Source organism: Agrobacterium sp. DSM 25558, assembly GCF_900100825.1.
Classification (GTDB): domain Bacteria; phylum Pseudomonadota; class Alphaproteobacteria; order Rhizobiales; family Rhizobiaceae; genus Agrobacterium.
Genome location: NZ_FMUD01000004.1, coordinates 24699 through 41648 on the forward strand (window position 1 = coordinate 24699; position 16950 = coordinate 41648).

Genomic DNA, 16950 nt, shown 5'->3' on the forward strand with positions numbered 1-16950 from the left:
CGGCACTGCGCACAACATCGAAGATGCTTCCTTCATGGTCAGGGATGCGCCGGGAGAAGCTTTTTCATGCTCAGACTGCGCTCGATCCTTTTCAACACGTTGTTTTATCTGAACCTGATTGTCCGCATGCTCGTGCTGACGCCGATTTATTTCATCGTGCCACGAAAGCTGGCGTTCGAAATACCGAAAGCCTGGGCTCGCTCCAATCACTGGCTGATGGAAAAGATCGCCGGAACGACCTTCGAGATCGAAGGGCTGGAGAATATTCCCGAAACCGGCTGCATCTTCGCACCGAAGCACCAGTCTTTCTGGGATACTTACGCGCTTCTGCCGAACCTCAAAGACCCCGTCTACATCCTGAAGCGAGAACTGATGTGGATTCCGCTTTTCGGCTGGTATGTCGCCAAGCAGCGAATGATCCCGGTCAACAGAGCCGCGCGTGGAAAAGTGATGCTCAAGGTTATGGAGCGCGCCAAGGAAGAAATGGCCAAGGGCCGCGAACTTATCATCTACCCGGAAGGGACGCGCCGTCCGCCCGGTGCCGAGCCGGAATATCGTTACGGCATCGCCCGGCTTTACCGCGATCTCAAGGTTCCAGTCGTACCGGTTGCGATGCATCCAGGCTTATTCTGGCCACTCCACACGACGATGCGCTATCCAGGCCATTTCAAGGTTCGTATTTTGCCCGCCATACAGCCGGGTCTGGACCCCGATGTCTTCTTCAAGAAGCTGATAGAAGTTACGGAAAAGGCAAGCGACGAATTGTTGATCGAAACCGCGCGCAACAATCCCGATCTGCCTTTGCCGCCAACAGCTGTGAAACGGCTGGCAGAACTTCAGGGAACGGTTGCGACCTGAGCAACGACTGTTGCTGCAACGCGCTCGAGCAGCGCATCACGGATTCCCATGTCCTGCAAATGCTGCACCGTATTGACGACATAATCGACATTCGGCCCGGATCGACCTGATGCCCGGCGCACGATGTGCGCCGCTTCGTCGAGAGACAAATCGCCGACATATTGTGAATGCTCAGGATCGGCCACATAGGTCATGGCCATTTCACGTCTACCATCGGCAAGACCCACGGCAATGACACGTTCCTTGTAAACATTGCTGACAAGTTCACGCTCACGAAGATAGTCGATAACGGGCCCACGATCTGCGTGCGACACACGGAACGCAACCCCCTGGCAGGAGCCTCCACGCTCCAGTCCCAGCACCAGCCCTGGGTTTTCATCGGTTCCCCGATAGACGTTCGAGCGAATGCACAGTGAACGGCGGTATCCATACAAGCGCGCCTGTTGACGCTCCTCAAATGGAAAGCCCGGGTTCCACATTAACGAACCATAGCCAAAGACCCAAAAATCGTCCATATCGCAAGCCAAACCAAATCACCTCTGTGCACCATTGGAGATCATCATGGCAGCGTCAAGCCCATCCCGTACCAGCAGAAAATTCCTTTTTCTGGGCTTTGGGATAATAGTTTTCGTTGCCATTTACTCCGCTGGTTGGTTTTACGCTGCCCAACGGCTGCAGGAAACCGTTATCCGCACACTCGCACCCGGTGGTGCCGCCAGCGTCAGCGGCGAGTGCCGCGATATCGCTTTCAGAGGCTATCCGTTCCGTATCGGTCTTTTCTGCTCGAAAGTGGATGTTAAAGACACTCGCAACGACGTGACAGCCTCCTTCGGCGCACTGCGCTCGGCAGCACAGATTTATTCGCCGGGCCATATCGTTTGGGAACTGGACTCGCCAGCCACGATACAAACAGGACACGGGCTTGGCGTGACGGCACAATGGGCCAATCTGCAATCCAGCCTCACTACCAAACTCAAGGGAATAGACCGCACATCCCTCGTGATCGACGGGTTGAAAGCGACCGCCGTGTCGTCAGTGACAGATCAGACCATCGATTTCGACGCCGCCAAGACCGAAGTGCATCTTCGCCAGAACGGCCCGGACCTCGATGGCGCGATCACGCTGACCGATGCTTCGACCGTCATCAAGGGATGGCCGCAGCTTCTGCCGCGTCTCAACGCCATCGGCGACATAACACTCGCTGGCAAGGCTGGCATGATCGATGGCAGCGACCGTACCGGGCTCTACGGCGCAAGCGGCGAGTTGCGCCGAGTTATGCTGGATATCGGCGATGGCCGCACCATGCGCATCACGGGCCCCTTCTCCTTCGATGATCAGGGCTATCTCTCCGGCCAGTTCAAGCTGGAGATCGAAAAGCTCGGCGAATGGGCAGACAACGCCAAACAGACCTTTCCGCAACTGCAGTCCACAATCGACACCGCCCGTAAGCTTCTGCGTGCTTTGGCAGGCGGTGGTGACAGGGCATCCGTCGACCTAGTGGTAGATCGCGGTCGCGCAACCGTCAGCGGTTTCATTCCCCTGGGAAAGATACCGCCGATCTGATCGCTATTTCTTCTGATCCAGCGCGTGACGGCCGAAGTCAGGCGTATCGACGTCCTGACCAGCCTGAACGATGGAACGACGAATGGTGCGGGTGCGGCTGAAAAGTTCAAACAGCTTGTCGCCCTCGCCCCAGCGGATCGCGCGCTGAAGATAGGCGAGATCCTCCGAAAACCGAGCAAGCATTTCCAGTATCGCGTCCTTGTTGTGCAGGCAGATATCCCGCCACATGGTCGGATCTGACGCCGCAAGACGCGTGAAATCGCGAAAACCGGAGGCAGAATATTTGATGACTTCCGATTCCGTCACCGTTCCCAGATCATCCGCCGTGCCAACGATGTTATAGGCGATGATGTGCGGCAGATGGGAAACGATAGCCAGAACCTTGTCATGATGCTCAGGCTCCATTTCATCGACGCGCGAACCGAGCTTTTCCCAAAATGTCTTGAGCTTGCCAAGCGCCACCGCATCCGTTCCCGGCAGCGGTGTGAAAATGCACCAACGGTCATGAAACAGGCCTTCAAAGCCGGCATCGGGACCGGATTTTTCTGTACCCGCAAGCGGATGTCCGGGAATGAAATGGACATTGTCAGGCATATGCGGTGCCATCTGCGCGATCACGGACGCTTTGGTGGAGCCCACATCGGTGACGATGGAACCGGCCTTCAGGTGCGGAGCGATCTGTTCTGCCACGCTTCCGGATGCGCCAACCGGCACCGAAACAATCACCAGATCGGCATCCTTCACCGCATCTGCAGCCGACACCGTATAGGCCGTGCCCAGCTCCAGTTCTTGCGCCCGCTGCAGCGTTTCTGCGCTACGCGTGGAAATCACCACTTCACGTGCAAGGCCCAGTCCCTTGATATCACGTGCAATGGAAGAGCCGATCAGACCAATACCGATCAGCGTAATACGGTCGAACAGAATGTCGCTCATTATGCTCTGCCCATGAATTCTTTAAGCGCGGAGATCACGCCAAGGTTCGCTTCTTCCGATCCAACCGTCATGCGCAGGGCATTGGCAAAACCATAACCTCGAACGGCGCGCAGCACATAACCGCGCCGCGTCAAGAATTCATCCGCGTCCGCTGCACGCTTTCCATCCACATCGGGAAAATGAATGAGGACAAAATTGGTGACTGATGGCGTCACGGTCAGGCCGAGGTCGGCAAAGGCGCTGTTAAGCTTTTCCAGCCATTCGAGGTTGTGCGCCACTGACTGCTGCATGAAGGCCTGATCGCGAATGGCAGCGGCACCTGCTGCGATGGCAGGCGCATTCATATTGAACGGGCCGCGCACACGGTTCAGCGCGTCGATGATGGCCGCTGGCGCATACATCCAACCGACACGAAGGGCCGCCAGTCCATAAACCTTGGAGAAGGTACGGGTCATCACCACGTTGACGTTACCGGAAACCAGTTCCAGACCTGCCTCATAGTCGTTCTTGCGGACATATTCTGCATAGGCCGCATCCAGCACCAGAATGACATGCTTCGGCAGGCCGGCCTGAAGGCGGCGTACTTCAGAAACGGGAACGTAAGTGCCGGTTGGATTGCCGGGATTGGCAATGAAGACCATCTTGGTTTTTGGTGTAACCGCAGCAAGGATTGCATCGACATCGACAGTGCAATCTTTTTCCTTCACCGTAACGGCTGCCGCACCCGCACCCATGATCTGGATCTTGTAGACCAGAAAACCATGCTCGGTGATAATGGCTTCGTCGCCCGCCCCGAGATAGACGTGGCAGAGAAGGCCCAACAATTCATCAGAACCGTTTCCGCACAGAATGTTGGTTGTGTTCAAACCATGAACGTCAGCAATGGCCTGGCGCAAAGCAGTTGCCTGTCCATCCGGATAGATTTCCAGATTGAATGCGGCTGCCTTGAAAGCCTCGATAGCCTTCGGGCTCGCGCCCAGAGGTGTCTCGTTTGAGGAGAGCTTATAGACCTTGGCGACGCCTTCGGCGTGCTCCTTGCCGGGAACGTAAGCGGCGATATCCAGAATACCCGGACGCGGAACAGGTTGGTTAAGCTCTGCACTCATTTCATCGACCTTCGGAAAAACACCGGAAAATCCGGCAAGACAATGCCGCAGGCATTAGACGGGAACAGGCCTTTTGTCGAGTGTCAGCGCGGTTTTTGCTGTTCTGGCACGGTTCTGGTAGTTGGCACGCCTTGAGGTGCAAGCACAGGCACGAAGACGCGGCGCGACGCCCTTTGCGCGACTGGCAGACCCTGGTAGAGCCGCTTTTGCGCTTCTACCACGATAACGCCGGAGAAGACCGGCCACAGCTTGCGGCCCAGGCTTTCGAGGTAACGACGCAAGCGCAGAATGGAGCGCAGTTTCGTTGGTGGAAAGAACAAGGCTTCGGCCGTGGCGCTCGGGGTAAAATTCGTCTCGCGCAGGAGCGAGGTCAACTGGCTGCGCGAATAGGGGCGACCGGAACCGAAAGGCGTATGTTCCACGCGCGCCCAGACGCCGCGCCGGTTGGGCACCACAATCACCAAACGCCCACCGGGAGCCAGAACCCGCCATAGTTCTTTCAGCGTCTCACGCGGATTTTCGGCAAACTCCAGAGAATGGACCATCAGCACTCGGTCGATGGACGAGTCCGGCAGCGGCAATTCCTCATCGAACACCAAAGCCGTGGAAGAAAGCTCACCGGCTGGCCAGTTGATCGCACCCTGCCCTGGCGGCATGAAGGCAAAGGTACGCTCCGCATCATGCCTAAATCGATCCAGAAATGGCACTGCATACCCCAAACCCACCAGCCGCTCGTCCGGCAAAGTTGGCCAAAGCGTCGACAGCGCCATGGTGATGGCCTGCTCTGCGGAGCGGCCAAGCGGGGAATGGTAGAATTCGCGCAGATCGACAATATCGGTGTTCATTGTCATGATGTAGCAGTCCTCGGGTGGACTTCAAAGCTGAGAAACCTACATTGAAAAGCCCCAGGGTTCAAAAGCCTGAAAAGATGGAGAGGAAACATGAAGCCGTTGGAAATAGAAGTCTTTCTTTGCCGCAGCGATAATTTCGGTGTTCTGCTGCATGATAGCGAAACCGGCACGACCATTTCGATCGACGCCCCGGAAGAAGCTGCGATCCTCGACGCACTCAACCGTCGCGGCTGGACGCTGACCCATATTTTCACCACCCATCACCATCAGGACCACGTCGAAGCCAATCTGGCGCTGAAGGAAAAATTCGGCTGCGAAATCTATGGTCCCTATGATGAGGCTGTCGCCATCCCCGGGCTCGACAAATCCGCTGCCGATGGTGACGAATTCGAGTTGGCCGGACGTCGCGTGCAGATCATTTCCACACCGGGCCATACGGCCGGGCATATTTGTTACTACCTGCCGGATGATGCGCTGCTTTTTGCCGCAGACACCCTCTTCGCCATGGGTTGCGGACGCCTGTTCGAGCGCCCCGCAGCAGATATGTGGCACTCCTTCCAGAAACTGATGGCGCTACCCAATGACATCCACGTTTATTTCGGCCACGAATATACCCTGTCCAATGCCCGTTTCGCCGTAACGGTGGACCCTGAAAACACCACTCTCAAGCAACGTGCGGGCGAAGTAGAAGCACTCCGAAACGAAGGCAAGTTCACCATTCCCACGACCATAGGCTTGGAGAAGCAAACCAATCCCTACATGCGCGTTGCTGATCCAGCCATTCGTGCCACTATCAACCTGCCCGATGCCACGGATGCCGAGGTCTTTGCAGAGATCAGAACGCGGAAGGACAAATTCTGATGGCGGGAAGTCTGCTTTCTACTGATGCCATTATTCGCGCATTGAAACTGGAGCCGCATCCAGAGGGCGGCTTTTATCGCCAGACGTTTCAAGATGCGAAGGATGGCGAACGTGGTCATTCGACAGCGATTTATTATCTGCTGGAAAAAGGGCAGCGCTCCCATTGGCACCGAGTGATCGATGCTGTCGAGGTCTGGCACTATTATGCTGGCGCGCCCTTGGCGCTTCGTCTGAGCATGGATGGCAAAACAGTTGATATCATAAAGCTCGGACCGGCCCTCCTCGACGGCGAAAGACCGCAAGCCATCGTCCCGGCCGATTGCTGGCAGGCGGCGGAAAGCCTGGGCGATTTCACACTGGTCGGCTGTACCGTGGCACCCGGCTTCACCTTCGACAGTTTCGTAATGGCCGAACCCGGCTGGTCGCCAGGCTGAGGACTTGGCTTAACCGCCGTATTTGGTGGCAGTGATATAAACCTGACCGACCTTAGTCGGTATGCGCGCATAAACCGGCGCGTAGACATCCATATTGCCTGCCTTGGCAAACCATATTTCCATGGAAATCGACTTCAGATATTCAATGTCCTTGCGGCCCTTGCGAAAGCCTGATTTCGGCACGTAGCGCGCATTACAGACAATGGCATCACCGGTAAAGCCATTCGTCGTGAAAGGCTTGGTTCCGCCAGAACTCAAAACGAGGTCCAGACGCGACTCACCATCATAGATCGGCAGACGGCTGGGGCAAATGCGTCCACCCACGGGAAAGATCAGCCCGGAAATCGGATCGAGCACGGAGCGCAGATCGCGATCCTTGACGTCGACCCAATTGTCGGGTCGCGCTTTCGGCTCCGGCTTGACCGTCGTCGAGGTCACATTGCCGTTGCGATATTGCACATCATAAGTCCGTGTGCGCTTGCCATCCTTGTAGACCAGCGAATATTCGTTGGCCTGCATTCGGTTTCCCCGCTTGGCTCCAGCAACATTGGTGCGCCCGGAAATGTCTTTCAACACGCTGGCAATGCCTGCTGCGCTGAACGAACCGGTAATGGAATAGGCGGTGCCATCCATGCGGGTCGAAAAGTTTGCCCGGGCAATCGGCAAGAGGCCCAGATTGATGCTGTATTCGCTATCGTGGCGCGTCTCTGCGGCAACAGCGGGTGACAGGCTTCCCAGCGTGAGGACAGCTGCTGCGAAAAACCTCTGTACTTTGACATTCATTCAGGTAACACCTCGGCTGACAGAAAAAGCTGCCCTCTGCCGCGATGATATACGCCGACTTATGGCAATAAAAAAGCAGAGTATCGGCGAAATTCGGTGAAATCGCTCACAAAAAAGAGCGAGCGGCTTGACGGGAAGTTCCTGTCTGACTATAGAACCGCAACTTTCCAATCATTGCCAGTTGGATTGCTGACCGGATTTTGCCGGGTAGTGAGCCGTTGGTAAAACAGACGACAACAAATAGGTGTACCCATGTCCCGTGTATGCGAATTGACCGGCAAGGGCGTCCAGACGGGCAACAACGTCAGCCACGCCAACAACAGAACCAAGCGCCGGTTCCTTCCGAACCTCTGCCAGGTTACGTTGATTTCCGATGCTCTCGGCCAGCGCTTCCGTCTGCGTGTTTCTGCAGCTGCTCTGCGTTCCGTTGAACATCGTGGCGGTCTCGACGCTTTCCTTCTCAAGGCAAGCGAAACCGAACTTTCGATGCGCGCCCGTCTGCTGCGTCGTCAGATCGCCAAGAAGACTGTTGAAACAGCTGTAGCTGCTGCTTAATAGCGGTTTCAAGATCACGAACTTTCAAAAGGCTTGAATGGCAATTGCCGCTCAAGCCTTTTGCTTGTTCTCCCTTCGCTCCAACTGGTGGCATCACCCAGGATAAAAAAATGCCCAATATGCGCTTTACGCTTGTCTACGTCGTCCTGATGACCATCGTCGTCGTGGCATCCAACATCTTCGTTCAGTATCCGCTTTCAGGCACTTTGTTCGGTATCAATCTCGGCGACCTGCTGACCTGGGGAGCCTTCACCTACCCCGTCGCATTTCTGATTACCGATCTCACCAACCGCCAGTTCGGACCGTCCATCGCGCGGCGTGTTGTTCTTGCCGGTTTCGTCGTCGGCGTATCACTGTCCTTCTGGACGTCCATACCGCGTATCGCCATCGCCTCCGGCACCGCTTACCTGATCGGGCAGTTACTCGATATCGTAGTCTTCAATCGCCTTCGCCAGCAAAGCTGGTGGCGCGCGCCGCTCGCAGGCTCGATGTTCGGTTCCGTGTTGGATACAGCTCTCTTCTTCTCGATTGCCTTTGCCGCCACTTTCGCTTTCGTCGGTCCCAACGACGCCTTTGCAATCGAAGCGGCGCCAATCCTTGGAATTTTCGCGAGCGAAGCCCCGCGTTGGGTATCCTGGGCATTGGGTGATCTGTGCGTAAAAGTGCTTGTCGGTATCATCATGTTGCTGCCCTACGGCGCGCTCATGAGTACGCTCAAACCAATGCCGCCAGCCAAAATCCGCTGAAGGAAGAGGCCTGCCAACGCAGGTCTTCTTTGTCGATATTCGACGCTTTGGCCACGGCTTTTCGGAATCTCGATAAAAATACGATTCATTGGCGTGTTCGAAACACACATGCCGATGAATCGCGCCAATCACCGATTGCGAACAGCCAAAGTTTCCGGCAATCATTATGTAAAGTTTTACGCTCTGGAGTTTCGCATCATCATGAAAAAGTCACCCAACTCAATCGATATACATGTGGGCTCCCGTATTCGCCTGCGTCGCGTCATGCTGGGCCTGAGCCAGGAAAAACTGGGCGACGGGCTTGGGATCACATTCCAGCAGGTCCAGAAGTACGAGAAGGGCACAAATCGCGTCGGTGCCAGCCGCTTGCAGCACATCTCGGAACTGCTGGATGTTCACATTTCCTATTTCTTTGAAGGCGTTCCCGACGCAGGAAACGACAGAACAGTGGCTGTGCCAAGTGCACTGTCCCAGTTCCTGAATTCGAAAGAGGGCATATCGTTAGCAAAGGCGTTTTCAGCCATCAAGGACGTTCGCGTTCGCCGTCGCGTTCTTGAACTCGTCCAGTCACTGGGCGGCAATGCCGAGACGGACGCTCCCAAAACCACAGAAATCTTCGCAACCCCAGTGAACTAACCGACATGGTTTTTCGATTGGCCACGTTAGGCCGTTGCAATCTGGAAGATGAGAGCGGAAACGTACTAAACGTTTCCACCCAGGCTTTGCTCATCTGTGCCTATCTCTTTGATATTGGCAGACCGGTTGCACGACGTGATGTGGCCAATCTTCTATGGCCCGGCAACGGCGAGGCGGCACTGACAAATCTACGCTCGACGTTGCGACGCTTTGCACTCGCGACGAAGAATGCCCCTGCCCCTTTGATCATTGCCGACACCAACGCCTTGTCGCTGAACCGGCAAATGGTGGCCTGCGACCTTGACTTCATGACAATATCCGAGCCGCAGGAGCGCCTTCACGCAGCCTGTGCTGCGGTCGCCATGCAATTTCTCCCGTCTGTTGGCGAAGGAAAGACAGCGCTCGACATATGGGTCAGGGATGTTCGACTGCGGCTTTTGAGTACGCTTCGATCGCTGTTCATGGATATTTCCGGCTCTCCAGCATCGCGGTCCCAGGCGCATGCAGACCTGAAACGCGCCGCAGTCCTTCTGCTTGAAGCGAACCCCCAAGATCACGATGTCAGACAGCAACTGTCGTCGGGGCTTGGCGCGCAGACAATAGCGGCAATGCCACGCCTACCAGCGGTGAGGGAACAAAGCGCTGCAAAACAGGCTGCGCAGCCCCGTATCGCTCTCCTTCCCCCTCACACGTCTAAAGAGGCCAGCCGGGATGGATCGATTGCAAACGCATTGATAGAAGATTTGACGATTGGGCTTTGCAGCAGCCATCTGGTTTCGGTCGTCGCACCCTACACGTCAGAGCGTATACAGGCATCGAAAGACAAGGCCGCCGTGCTCGAAAAGCACAATGTCGTTTATGCGCTCGACAGCAGGCGAAACGACAACCACCTGTTCTTCCAGTTGATTTTTACACCGACTGAGGAAATCATCTGGGCAGAACGTTTCGAATTATCTCCCTTTTCGATCGCATCGCATCGAGAAACTATCGCGCTGGCAATCCAGCGCGAATTGATGTCCAGAATAGGTTTGCATCAGGGAGCGGTCGGCGATTTTTCGCGCAGGCCAGAGGCTTACTTCCTCTATCTCAAGGGTCTGCAAACCCTTTCGAGCGTCAGTCTGCCCTCGATCCGGCGTGCCCGAAAATACTTCAAGGAAGCGCTGGAGCATGGAAATGACCTGCCAGAAGCGCTTGCGGCCATGTCGCGCACACTCACCATGGAGTGGTTGGTGACGGCGAGGTGCGATGATGAACTCCTCGCGAAAGCGCAGTATTTTGCCGACTGCGCTATCAAGGAAAACGGTGAGTTTGCCAGCGGCTTCAAGGAGCTTGGGGTGAGCCGCCTTTTCATGGGCAATATTGATGAAAGCCTAGCCGCGCTGTCGCAGGCTGAAAGCCTCAGCCCGCAATATGCCGATGTACTGGCCAGTCATGCTGACAGTCTGATTCATGCCAGCGATCCCGCCAGTGCTATTATCAAGATCAAACATGCAATCGCTCTCAATCCCATATCACCGGATATCTATTTCTGGACGGCAGCAGGTGCCAGCTACTTTTTAGAGGAGTACGATCAGGCGCTGGCTTATATCGGCAAGATGAGCAACAAGCGCGCAGCGTCCCGGCTTGCTGCGGCCTCTTGCGGCATGCTGGGAGAGGTTGACAAGGCTCGCGCTTTTCGTGCAAAAGTCTTTGAAGACAACCCCAATTTTGATTTGGAGCGTTGGCTGGCTGTCATTCCCCACAAGGAGCAATGGCAGACCGAAATGTATCGAGACGGCCTCAAACGGGCCGGATTTTAGGCAGGGGATACCATGGCACAAGCAGTTATTCTGGGGATCGAGGGTGAAGAGGGCCTTTGGCTGGTCGATCTTCAATCGGGTACGATAACAGCCGTCAAAGAGCCTTTGACCGGGGAACTGGCAAAGGCAGCGTCCCTGCGTGCATCGGGTGTTGCGATAACCAAGGGTGTCGATTTCGCAATCTCGGCATCCGCCGAGACCTTCGGAGCAGGCGGCATTCACGAAGGCAATGGCTGATCTTGCAGCTCGATAATTATCGCGCATGTTCTGCAGGCGAAACCTTGGAAAGGGTTTCGCCTTTTCTTCGTCGACTCGGTATCACCAGACTTGGTCGGCAGACGGATCTCGATGATATCGGTATTCCCGTCTGGTGCGCATTTGCCCCGAATGCAAAAGCAATCGTTATCGCCCAAGGTAAGGGCATGGATGACGAGGCCGCGAAAACATCGGCTGCGATGGAGGCAATCGAGCGATCGGTGGCGACAAATCCGGCTTGCCAGTTGCTCGTTACGAGCCAGCAGACGCTGGAAGCTTCTGGACATTCCTCGAACACCCTCGACAGCCTGCTCTCGCCGCGCGCAAAGCCGGTGTCACAAACCGAAGACATTAATTGGGCACGCGCCAAGCATCTGTTGACGGGTCATGAGATATGGGTGCCTTTCGATGCCGTGCATCTCGACCGAACCGTGACATCGCCACGATACTGGCAATCGTCCGATGGCCTCGCCTCCGGTAATACGCGTGACGAAGCCGTGCTTCACGGTTTGCTGGAACGGGTGGAGCGTGACGCGCTGACGCTGTGGCAGGTCACGCCGGCAACCAAGCGATACGGGTCATCCGTCGACACGAATGCGATTGCGGAACCAACACTGCGGACCGCTCTGGACAAAATCGCGCGTGCAGGTCTGGATATCGTCCTGTTCGACATTACGACGGATTTGCGGATACCGTGCATTGTAGCGTTGATGGGTCCCAAAAACCGAACAAACACCCGCTCCATCCGCCATGTCGACATCACTCACGGCGCTGGTGCCTCCACTTCACCGGCCATTGCAGCAATAAGAGCCATTACAGAGGCCGCCCAGTCCCGGATGACGTTCATCGCCGGTGCAAGAGACGACCTGCTACCAGATATTTTTTCCCAGCACGCAGATCCGATGACAGTCGCGGCGCTGGATGCTTGCGCATGCAAAAAGCTGACCGACCTCCCCGCTCTGAGCGCAAAATCCACCGAGCACTCTCTTCAGCTGGTTCTGGAGCAACTTCACAATTGCGATATCCAAGAACTCTACGCCGTTGATCTCGCGCCCGAATGGTTGCCCGCCAGTGTCGTTAAAGTCATAGCACCTCAGCTTGAAAATCCGGATGGAGAACGACACCGGCGCTTAGGCAGCCGTGCTCTTTCGAAGGCTTTATGATGATCGTTGTTTTCGTGGGACCGAGCTTGCCGAATGCTCATGAGTTCGTGGACGCAAATGTCGAGGTCCGTCCACCCGCCTGCCAAGGCGATGTCATGCAGGCGATTGCGGATGGAGCACTCAAAATCGGATTGATCGACGGACAGTTCGAAATGGCGGCACCCGTCTGGCACAAGGAGTTGTTGTTTGCTTTATCAAAGAACATTTCGGTGTTCGGAGCCGCCAGCATGGGCGCATTACGGGCAGTGGAATGCGCCGCCTATGGCATGATCGGCATCGGTAAAATATTCGAGGACTATGTTTCGGGTATACGCGTGGACGATGCCGATGTTGCCTTGACCTATGGCCCTGCGGAACTCGGATATCCGCCCTTGAGTATTCCACTGGTCAATGCTCAGGCGACGATCGCCAAAATATCCAATCTCGGATTGCTGAACCAACCATGTTGCGAAAAACTCGCTTATGCAGCGCAGACACTTTTCTTCAAGCGACGAACATGGAAGACGATCGCCCAATTGGCTGGCGTTGACGTCGAAACCCTCAAGCCGGTTCTAGACCTTTGCTGGGTGGACCGGAAAAAGCTGGATGCCATCGCGTTGCTTCAGGCGATGGAGCAAAATCTGCAGCCGGTGAAAGCCGAAGATTGGCAATTCAACGCAACCACACTGTTTCGGAAAATGTACCTTTAGTTTTCGCATAAGGTGAAATCGCAACATTAAAAATCAATCCCTGCGTGTGCAACGATTTTGCAACGCGCTTAACGCGCGATCTTCGCGTAAAACGAATCCATCGCAACAGACATACGATGAGATTCTGATGATATTATCTAGAACTGACGCCGAGATCGATGAACGCCAGGAAGACTTTCTCACACTCATCAATATGCTGACCTACGCAGAAGGCGTTGCAGAAACGTTGGGTGCGCCATCGGCTAGCTGGTACATCGACGTCGCAAAACAAGCGCTCCAGTCCGCTTTACAGAACGAGATGGACATGGAATTTTCAAATGCCGACATCGTAAACCTCGCATCGGTCCGCGCAGGCCATTGCTGAGCTTACAGCCTGCATTCAACGAATCTCCTACGCCAGGACAAGGATTTTCATTCCGGTTCTGGCGTTTCTTTATGGATAGAGATCACCTGATAAGGATTGCCGTCGATGGACCAGGCCTATTGCAGGGGCGGAAATTGTTTCGCAATTGCTCTGACTTCATCAGCCCACGCGTGGCGCGCTTCCGCCGTAGTCAAGTTGTGATCGGCGTTTGCGATATAGACGATCCGAGGACTTCCATATCGGCTGCTTAACAACCGCCCACGCGGACCGAAATTGGTCTCCAGCATGGCTGCCCCAACATCACCATCCGTATAGACGATCGACATACGTGTGTCGTTGGCAACAATGGCTTTGAAATCTTGGGAAAGCGTATGAAAACGCTGAGATAGGAACGGCAAGCGCACCATAATCGGCGTTGTGAACGAAACCGCTTTTGCCGCAATCATCGCCCACATATTGACGATACCGTTTCTGATACGGACATCGCCACGCAGCACCCTTCGCCAGAAACCACCACAGAAAAGTTTCGCCCCATAGCTTGCCAGTGGCTGCCGGGAGGAAACCAACAGAGCTTCGACATCGGCATCGGCAGGAATATAGAAATCGAACACGTTGACGGGCACGACACCACTGAAACGCTTGTCCTTCACCCCGCCCTTGAAAGCCGCCCAGCCGCCACTGCACCGGCCCGTGACAACGACCGGGAAAAGCTGTCTTTCTTCCAGAAAATCCATAGCGACACTGATATCTGCAAGCTGTCCGTCGCCATAAATGATCTGGTTCCTTTGATCAGGAACCGGCGGACTATCCGCAATATTGGCCATGTCGAAGCGCAAGCTGGCGATGCCGGAGCGTGCCAGATCTCTGCACAGCTTAACCGATATGCGCCCCCAGCCCGACGCACGCTCGTAACCTGTCGGCAGCACCAGAACGGTCGCGCCCTTGCGTTGCCCCTTCGGCTCGCACAAAACGCCGTAAAGGCGGCTCTGCTCGCCAAACCGTACCGGCGTTTCCTTGAAACAATCGCCAACCAGAGTGGCCGATGAAGGAACACGCCATTTGGCCTGAAGGTTTAAAGCAGTCGGAACCTTTTTGGCGAGGCTGCTTGCCCATTCCGCCAGCGTTTCGATAGCCGCCATTGGCGGCACCGAAAACAGGACGTCACTTATGAACCGGTCATAGTCTTCAAACGTCAGAGCGCGGACATCGACATCAAGTGTCTTCAAGTGCTCTGCAAATGCCGCATCGGCGGGGCGGTTTTCCTGCTTGAGCAAAAGAATGTTCGGTGCCGGTGCGTTTATTGCGGATGCAATGTTGAGTGTCCTCAACCCGGCTGTGACCGCTTCAGGTATTACCTGCTCACCCATGGTCGGGCCGGACGTGGAGCTGGCATTCAGGATTGCACCCTGATTGGCAATTCGGCTCAACGCGACGAATTCGCGCAACCAGTGGCGACCAGACAAAGCCGGCGCTGCAAGAGCCAGGCCTGAAATGCCTTCCAACGTCTCCGCTACGCGCCACGCCATCGCGCCACCGATACCATGCCCGATGAGCAGGATCCGGTCCACTCCCGACGATTGTTTCAAAGTCCTTGCGGCTGCATCTATGGTGTCGAGCCAGATCTTCAAACCGTCGGCATAATCCGGGTGGTCAAGAGCATCCCCGGTTCCAGGATAATCGAAACGCATGCTGGCCATGCCACGTTTCGACAGCTCCACGGCAAGCCGTTGCCAAAATTTTCGCGCGCACAGTTCCTCAAAACCCCACGAACCCACAAAAAGAACGGCAGTGTCCGTCGCGAAAGATGCGCCGTCTCGTTGAGACATATCGGCCAAGGCATCGGCGGGTCGGAAAAGGCCAACCGTATCTGCAAACGTAACGGGGTAATCAGCGGCGATCTGCACGCTCTGTCCCTCTACGACAGGCAGATTAAAATTGGCATTCATCTTCCACCCTCCAATGGATGTCTAAAGCATAGAAACGAACAATGGCTCATTCACGTTAAGCAATGCTTGATATTCTACTTGTCACAAGCAACCGTTTTTTGGTGCTCAGGCATTTATGTGGTTCGAATCGGGAATTTTAACAGCGGTTGCTGCAATCAGAATCTCATTGAGCTTCTGATAATAGCCTGATGCTTCTGATGTTCCCCGAAAACCATCAATGCCGGGGAAATGCGTATCCCGCTCCAGCCACCAACGGTCATGCCCTATCGAAAGAGCTCGCTCCAAAATGTCGGTAAGGCCCGTTTCCCGATCTGGATCATAACACCAGCCTGTTCCGAGGTCCCGCAAAATTTCCGGCGTGCCACCCCGTTCTGTCCCGATAACCGGAACGCCATAGGTGGCGGCCTCCATCAGAATGAGGCTTTGCGGTTCGTGCCAACGCGATGGAACGACGATGACGTCGGCGACTTTGTAAACGTCTTCCGGCGGCACAAACCCCAGAAAATGAATCGGAGCATCGCCGGCTAACGATTTCAGATGCCGCTCATAGTCTTCCCGCCCACGTCCCGCCACCAGCAACGTCGACGGCTCGGATTGCGGTAACGTCACAAATGCGCGGATCAGGTCTTCGATGCCCTTTTCTTCCGCCAAAGCTCCAAGATAGCCGAACGTAAAACGCTCACTCGTGCTGTTTTTTCGACCCACCAACGGTGCCTGGAAAAGCGCTTCGCTGCGATTGGCGTTCAAAAGCACGTGCCAATCCGCCAGGGGTAAAACGCCATTGCGTAAAAATCGCTGACGTAGCGCATCGCTGACAGAGATCGCGGTAACCCCATCGCCTTTGCTGGACTTGATACGCGCCGTCAGAACGCGGCATTCAAGACACGGCTTTTCGCAATTGCCGGAGCTGCGAAACATGCTCGATTTCGGGCAGAGCAAGGCGTAGTCGTGTAGATGCAGACAGAGCGGTATCTTGAGCGCGCTGGTCGCTTCAAATATTGCGGGCTGCATTCTGGCGGAATTATGCGCGTAAACGAGGTCTACCTTCTCGCGCAGCAGCAGTTCTTTGACGTCATTAGCCGACGTCGCACCCATCGCGCTGCGAATGTGCCAAGCCAATTTCGCCAGCTTTCCCACGGCCGGTTTGCGTGGGCCTGGCAGATAACTGTTGTGCCAGTTGATCCGCAAAACACGAATGCCGTCACTGTTGGTCGTTTCACCGGGAGGGGCGATGTGGTCACCTTCCAGACCCAGCGACAGAATGATGACATCGTGGTAACGCGAAAGCTCTACCGCGCACATGCGTGCCACGATCTCTGCCCCGCCCTCCTCTTGAGGCGCGAATGTCTGTGCGACAATACAGATCTTCATCGGTTTCGCTTTTTCTCCATCACGCATTCCTCGTCCG

The 16950-nt window shown here is 55.4% G+C and carries 19 protein-coding genes; 12 read left to right on the top strand and 7 right to left on the bottom strand.

What is annotated here, in order from left to right; all coding sequences use genetic code 11:
• The first annotated feature begins 66 nt into the window (after positions 1 to 66).
• On the top strand, positions 67 to 858 hold the full coding sequence (locus DSM25558_RS05045) for a lysophospholipid acyltransferase family protein (protein ID WP_077102415.1): 792 nt from the start codon (positions 67 to 69) through the stop codon (positions 856 to 858).
• Here DSM25558_RS05045 and DSM25558_RS05050 read toward each other — a convergent pair.
• Entirely contained in the window at positions 837 to 1373 is a 537-nt protein-coding gene (locus DSM25558_RS05050) for a gamma-glutamylcyclotransferase (RefSeq protein ID WP_077102417.1), read from the bottom strand. The genes DSM25558_RS05045 and DSM25558_RS05050 overlap by 22 nt on opposite strands.
• Before the next feature lie 46 nt (positions 1374 to 1419).
• Here DSM25558_RS05050 and DSM25558_RS05055 point away from each other — a divergent pair, with 46 nt between their 5' ends.
• Positions 1420 to 2421 (top strand): DUF2125 domain-containing protein, encoded by a 1002-nt coding sequence (locus DSM25558_RS05055; protein WP_077102419.1) that lies wholly within the window; start codon positions 1420 to 1422, stop codon positions 2419 to 2421.
• A gap of 3 nt (positions 2422 to 2424) precedes the next feature.
• On the opposite strand, the gene DSM25558_RS05060 is transcribed toward DSM25558_RS05055, so the two are convergent.
• The 3 genes from DSM25558_RS05060 to DSM25558_RS05070 form a co-directional block, all read right to left on the bottom strand.
• Positions 2425 to 3354, bottom strand: a complete 930-nt coding sequence (locus DSM25558_RS05060) for a prephenate/arogenate dehydrogenase family protein (protein WP_077102421.1) — start codon at positions 3352 to 3354, stop codon at positions 2425 to 2427.
• Positions 3354 to 4460, bottom strand: coding sequence for a histidinol-phosphate transaminase (hisC, locus tag DSM25558_RS05065; RefSeq protein WP_077102423.1), 1107 nt, complete (start codon positions 4458 to 4460; stop codon positions 3354 to 3356). Before hisC ends, DSM25558_RS05060 begins: the two co-directional genes overlap by 1 nt.
• Positions 4461 to 4543: 83 nt before the next feature.
• Positions 4544 to 5305 carry a class I SAM-dependent methyltransferase gene (locus DSM25558_RS05070; RefSeq protein WP_077102803.1) on the bottom strand — a complete coding sequence of 254 codons (762 nt, stop codon included), beginning with the start codon at positions 5303 to 5305 and terminating at the stop codon, positions 4544 to 4546.
• A 96-nt stretch (positions 5306 to 5401) separates the two neighbouring features.
• On the opposite strand from DSM25558_RS05070, the gene gloB reads away from it, so the two are divergent.
• Together gloB and DSM25558_RS05080 are read left to right on the top strand one after the other, a co-directional pair.
• The gene (gene gloB, locus DSM25558_RS05075; RefSeq protein WP_077102425.1) at positions 5402 to 6172 is read left to right on the top strand and encodes a hydroxyacylglutathione hydrolase; all 771 of its coding nucleotides are present in this window, start codon (positions 5402 to 5404) and stop codon (positions 6170 to 6172) included.
• Positions 6172 to 6606 carry a cupin domain-containing protein gene (locus tag DSM25558_RS05080; RefSeq protein ID WP_077102427.1) on the top strand — a complete coding sequence of 145 codons (435 nt, stop codon included), beginning with the start codon at positions 6172 to 6174 and terminating at the stop codon, positions 6604 to 6606. Before gloB ends, DSM25558_RS05080 begins: the two co-directional genes overlap by 1 nt.
• A 9-nt stretch (positions 6607 to 6615) precedes the next feature.
• On the opposite strand, the gene DSM25558_RS05085 is transcribed toward DSM25558_RS05080, so the two are convergent.
• On the bottom strand, positions 6616 to 7389 hold the full coding sequence (locus DSM25558_RS05085) for a DUF3108 domain-containing protein (RefSeq protein WP_077102429.1): 774 nt from the start codon (positions 7387 to 7389) through the stop codon (positions 6616 to 6618).
• 252 nt (positions 7390 to 7641) lie between these two features.
• Between DSM25558_RS05085 and rpmB the strand changes: the two genes are divergently transcribed.
• From rpmB to DSM25558_RS05125, 8 genes are all read left to right on the top strand, one after another.
• On the top strand, positions 7642 to 7944 hold the full coding sequence (rpmB, locus tag DSM25558_RS05090; protein WP_077102431.1) for a 50S ribosomal protein L28: 303 nt from the start codon (positions 7642 to 7644) through the stop codon (positions 7942 to 7944).
• Between the two features lie 110 nt (positions 7945 to 8054).
• Positions 8055 to 8690 carry a queuosine precursor transporter gene (locus DSM25558_RS05095; RefSeq protein WP_077102433.1) on the top strand — a complete coding sequence of 212 codons (636 nt, stop codon included), beginning with the start codon at positions 8055 to 8057 and terminating at the stop codon, positions 8688 to 8690.
• Positions 8691 to 8891: 201 nt separating this feature from the next.
• Positions 8892 to 9326, top strand: a complete 435-nt coding sequence (locus DSM25558_RS05100) for a helix-turn-helix domain-containing protein (RefSeq protein WP_077102805.1) — start codon at positions 8892 to 8894, stop codon at positions 9324 to 9326.
• A gap of 5 nt (positions 9327 to 9331) precedes the next feature.
• Positions 9332 to 11125, top strand: a complete 1794-nt coding sequence (locus DSM25558_RS05105) for a tetratricopeptide repeat protein (protein ID WP_077102435.1) — start codon at positions 9332 to 9334, stop codon at positions 11123 to 11125.
• Positions 11126 to 11137: 12 nt separating this feature from the next.
• Positions 11138 to 11362 carry a hypothetical protein gene (locus DSM25558_RS05110; RefSeq protein WP_077102807.1) on the top strand — a complete coding sequence of 75 codons (225 nt, stop codon included), beginning with the start codon at positions 11138 to 11140 and terminating at the stop codon, positions 11360 to 11362.
• A gap of 2 nt (positions 11363 to 11364) precedes the next feature.
• Positions 11365 to 12543: a YcaO-like family protein gene (locus DSM25558_RS05115; protein WP_083716318.1), complete on the top strand. Its 1179-nt coding sequence runs from the start codon at positions 11365 to 11367 to the stop codon at positions 12541 to 12543.
• Positions 12540 to 13232: a TfuA-like protein gene (locus tag DSM25558_RS05120; protein WP_244554121.1), complete on the top strand. Its 693-nt coding sequence runs from the start codon at positions 12540 to 12542 to the stop codon at positions 13230 to 13232. Before DSM25558_RS05115 ends, DSM25558_RS05120 begins: the two co-directional genes overlap by 4 nt.
• A gap of 127 nt (positions 13233 to 13359) precedes the next feature.
• Positions 13360 to 13596, top strand: coding sequence for a hypothetical protein (locus DSM25558_RS05125; protein WP_077102437.1), 237 nt, complete (start codon positions 13360 to 13362; stop codon positions 13594 to 13596).
• 116 nt (positions 13597 to 13712) lie between these two features.
• On the opposite strand, the gene DSM25558_RS05130 is transcribed toward DSM25558_RS05125, so the two are convergent.
• Together DSM25558_RS05130 and DSM25558_RS05135 are read right to left on the bottom strand one after the other, a co-directional pair.
• Positions 13713 to 15542, bottom strand: a complete 1830-nt coding sequence (locus DSM25558_RS05130; RefSeq protein WP_077102439.1) for an alpha/beta fold hydrolase — start codon at positions 15540 to 15542, stop codon at positions 13713 to 13715.
• Between the two features lie 105 nt (positions 15543 to 15647).
• Positions 15648 to 16913 carry a glycosyltransferase gene (locus DSM25558_RS05135; RefSeq protein ID WP_077102441.1) on the bottom strand — a complete coding sequence of 422 codons (1266 nt, stop codon included), beginning with the start codon at positions 16911 to 16913 and terminating at the stop codon, positions 15648 to 15650.
• Between the last annotated feature and the right edge of the window lie 37 nt (positions 16914 to 16950).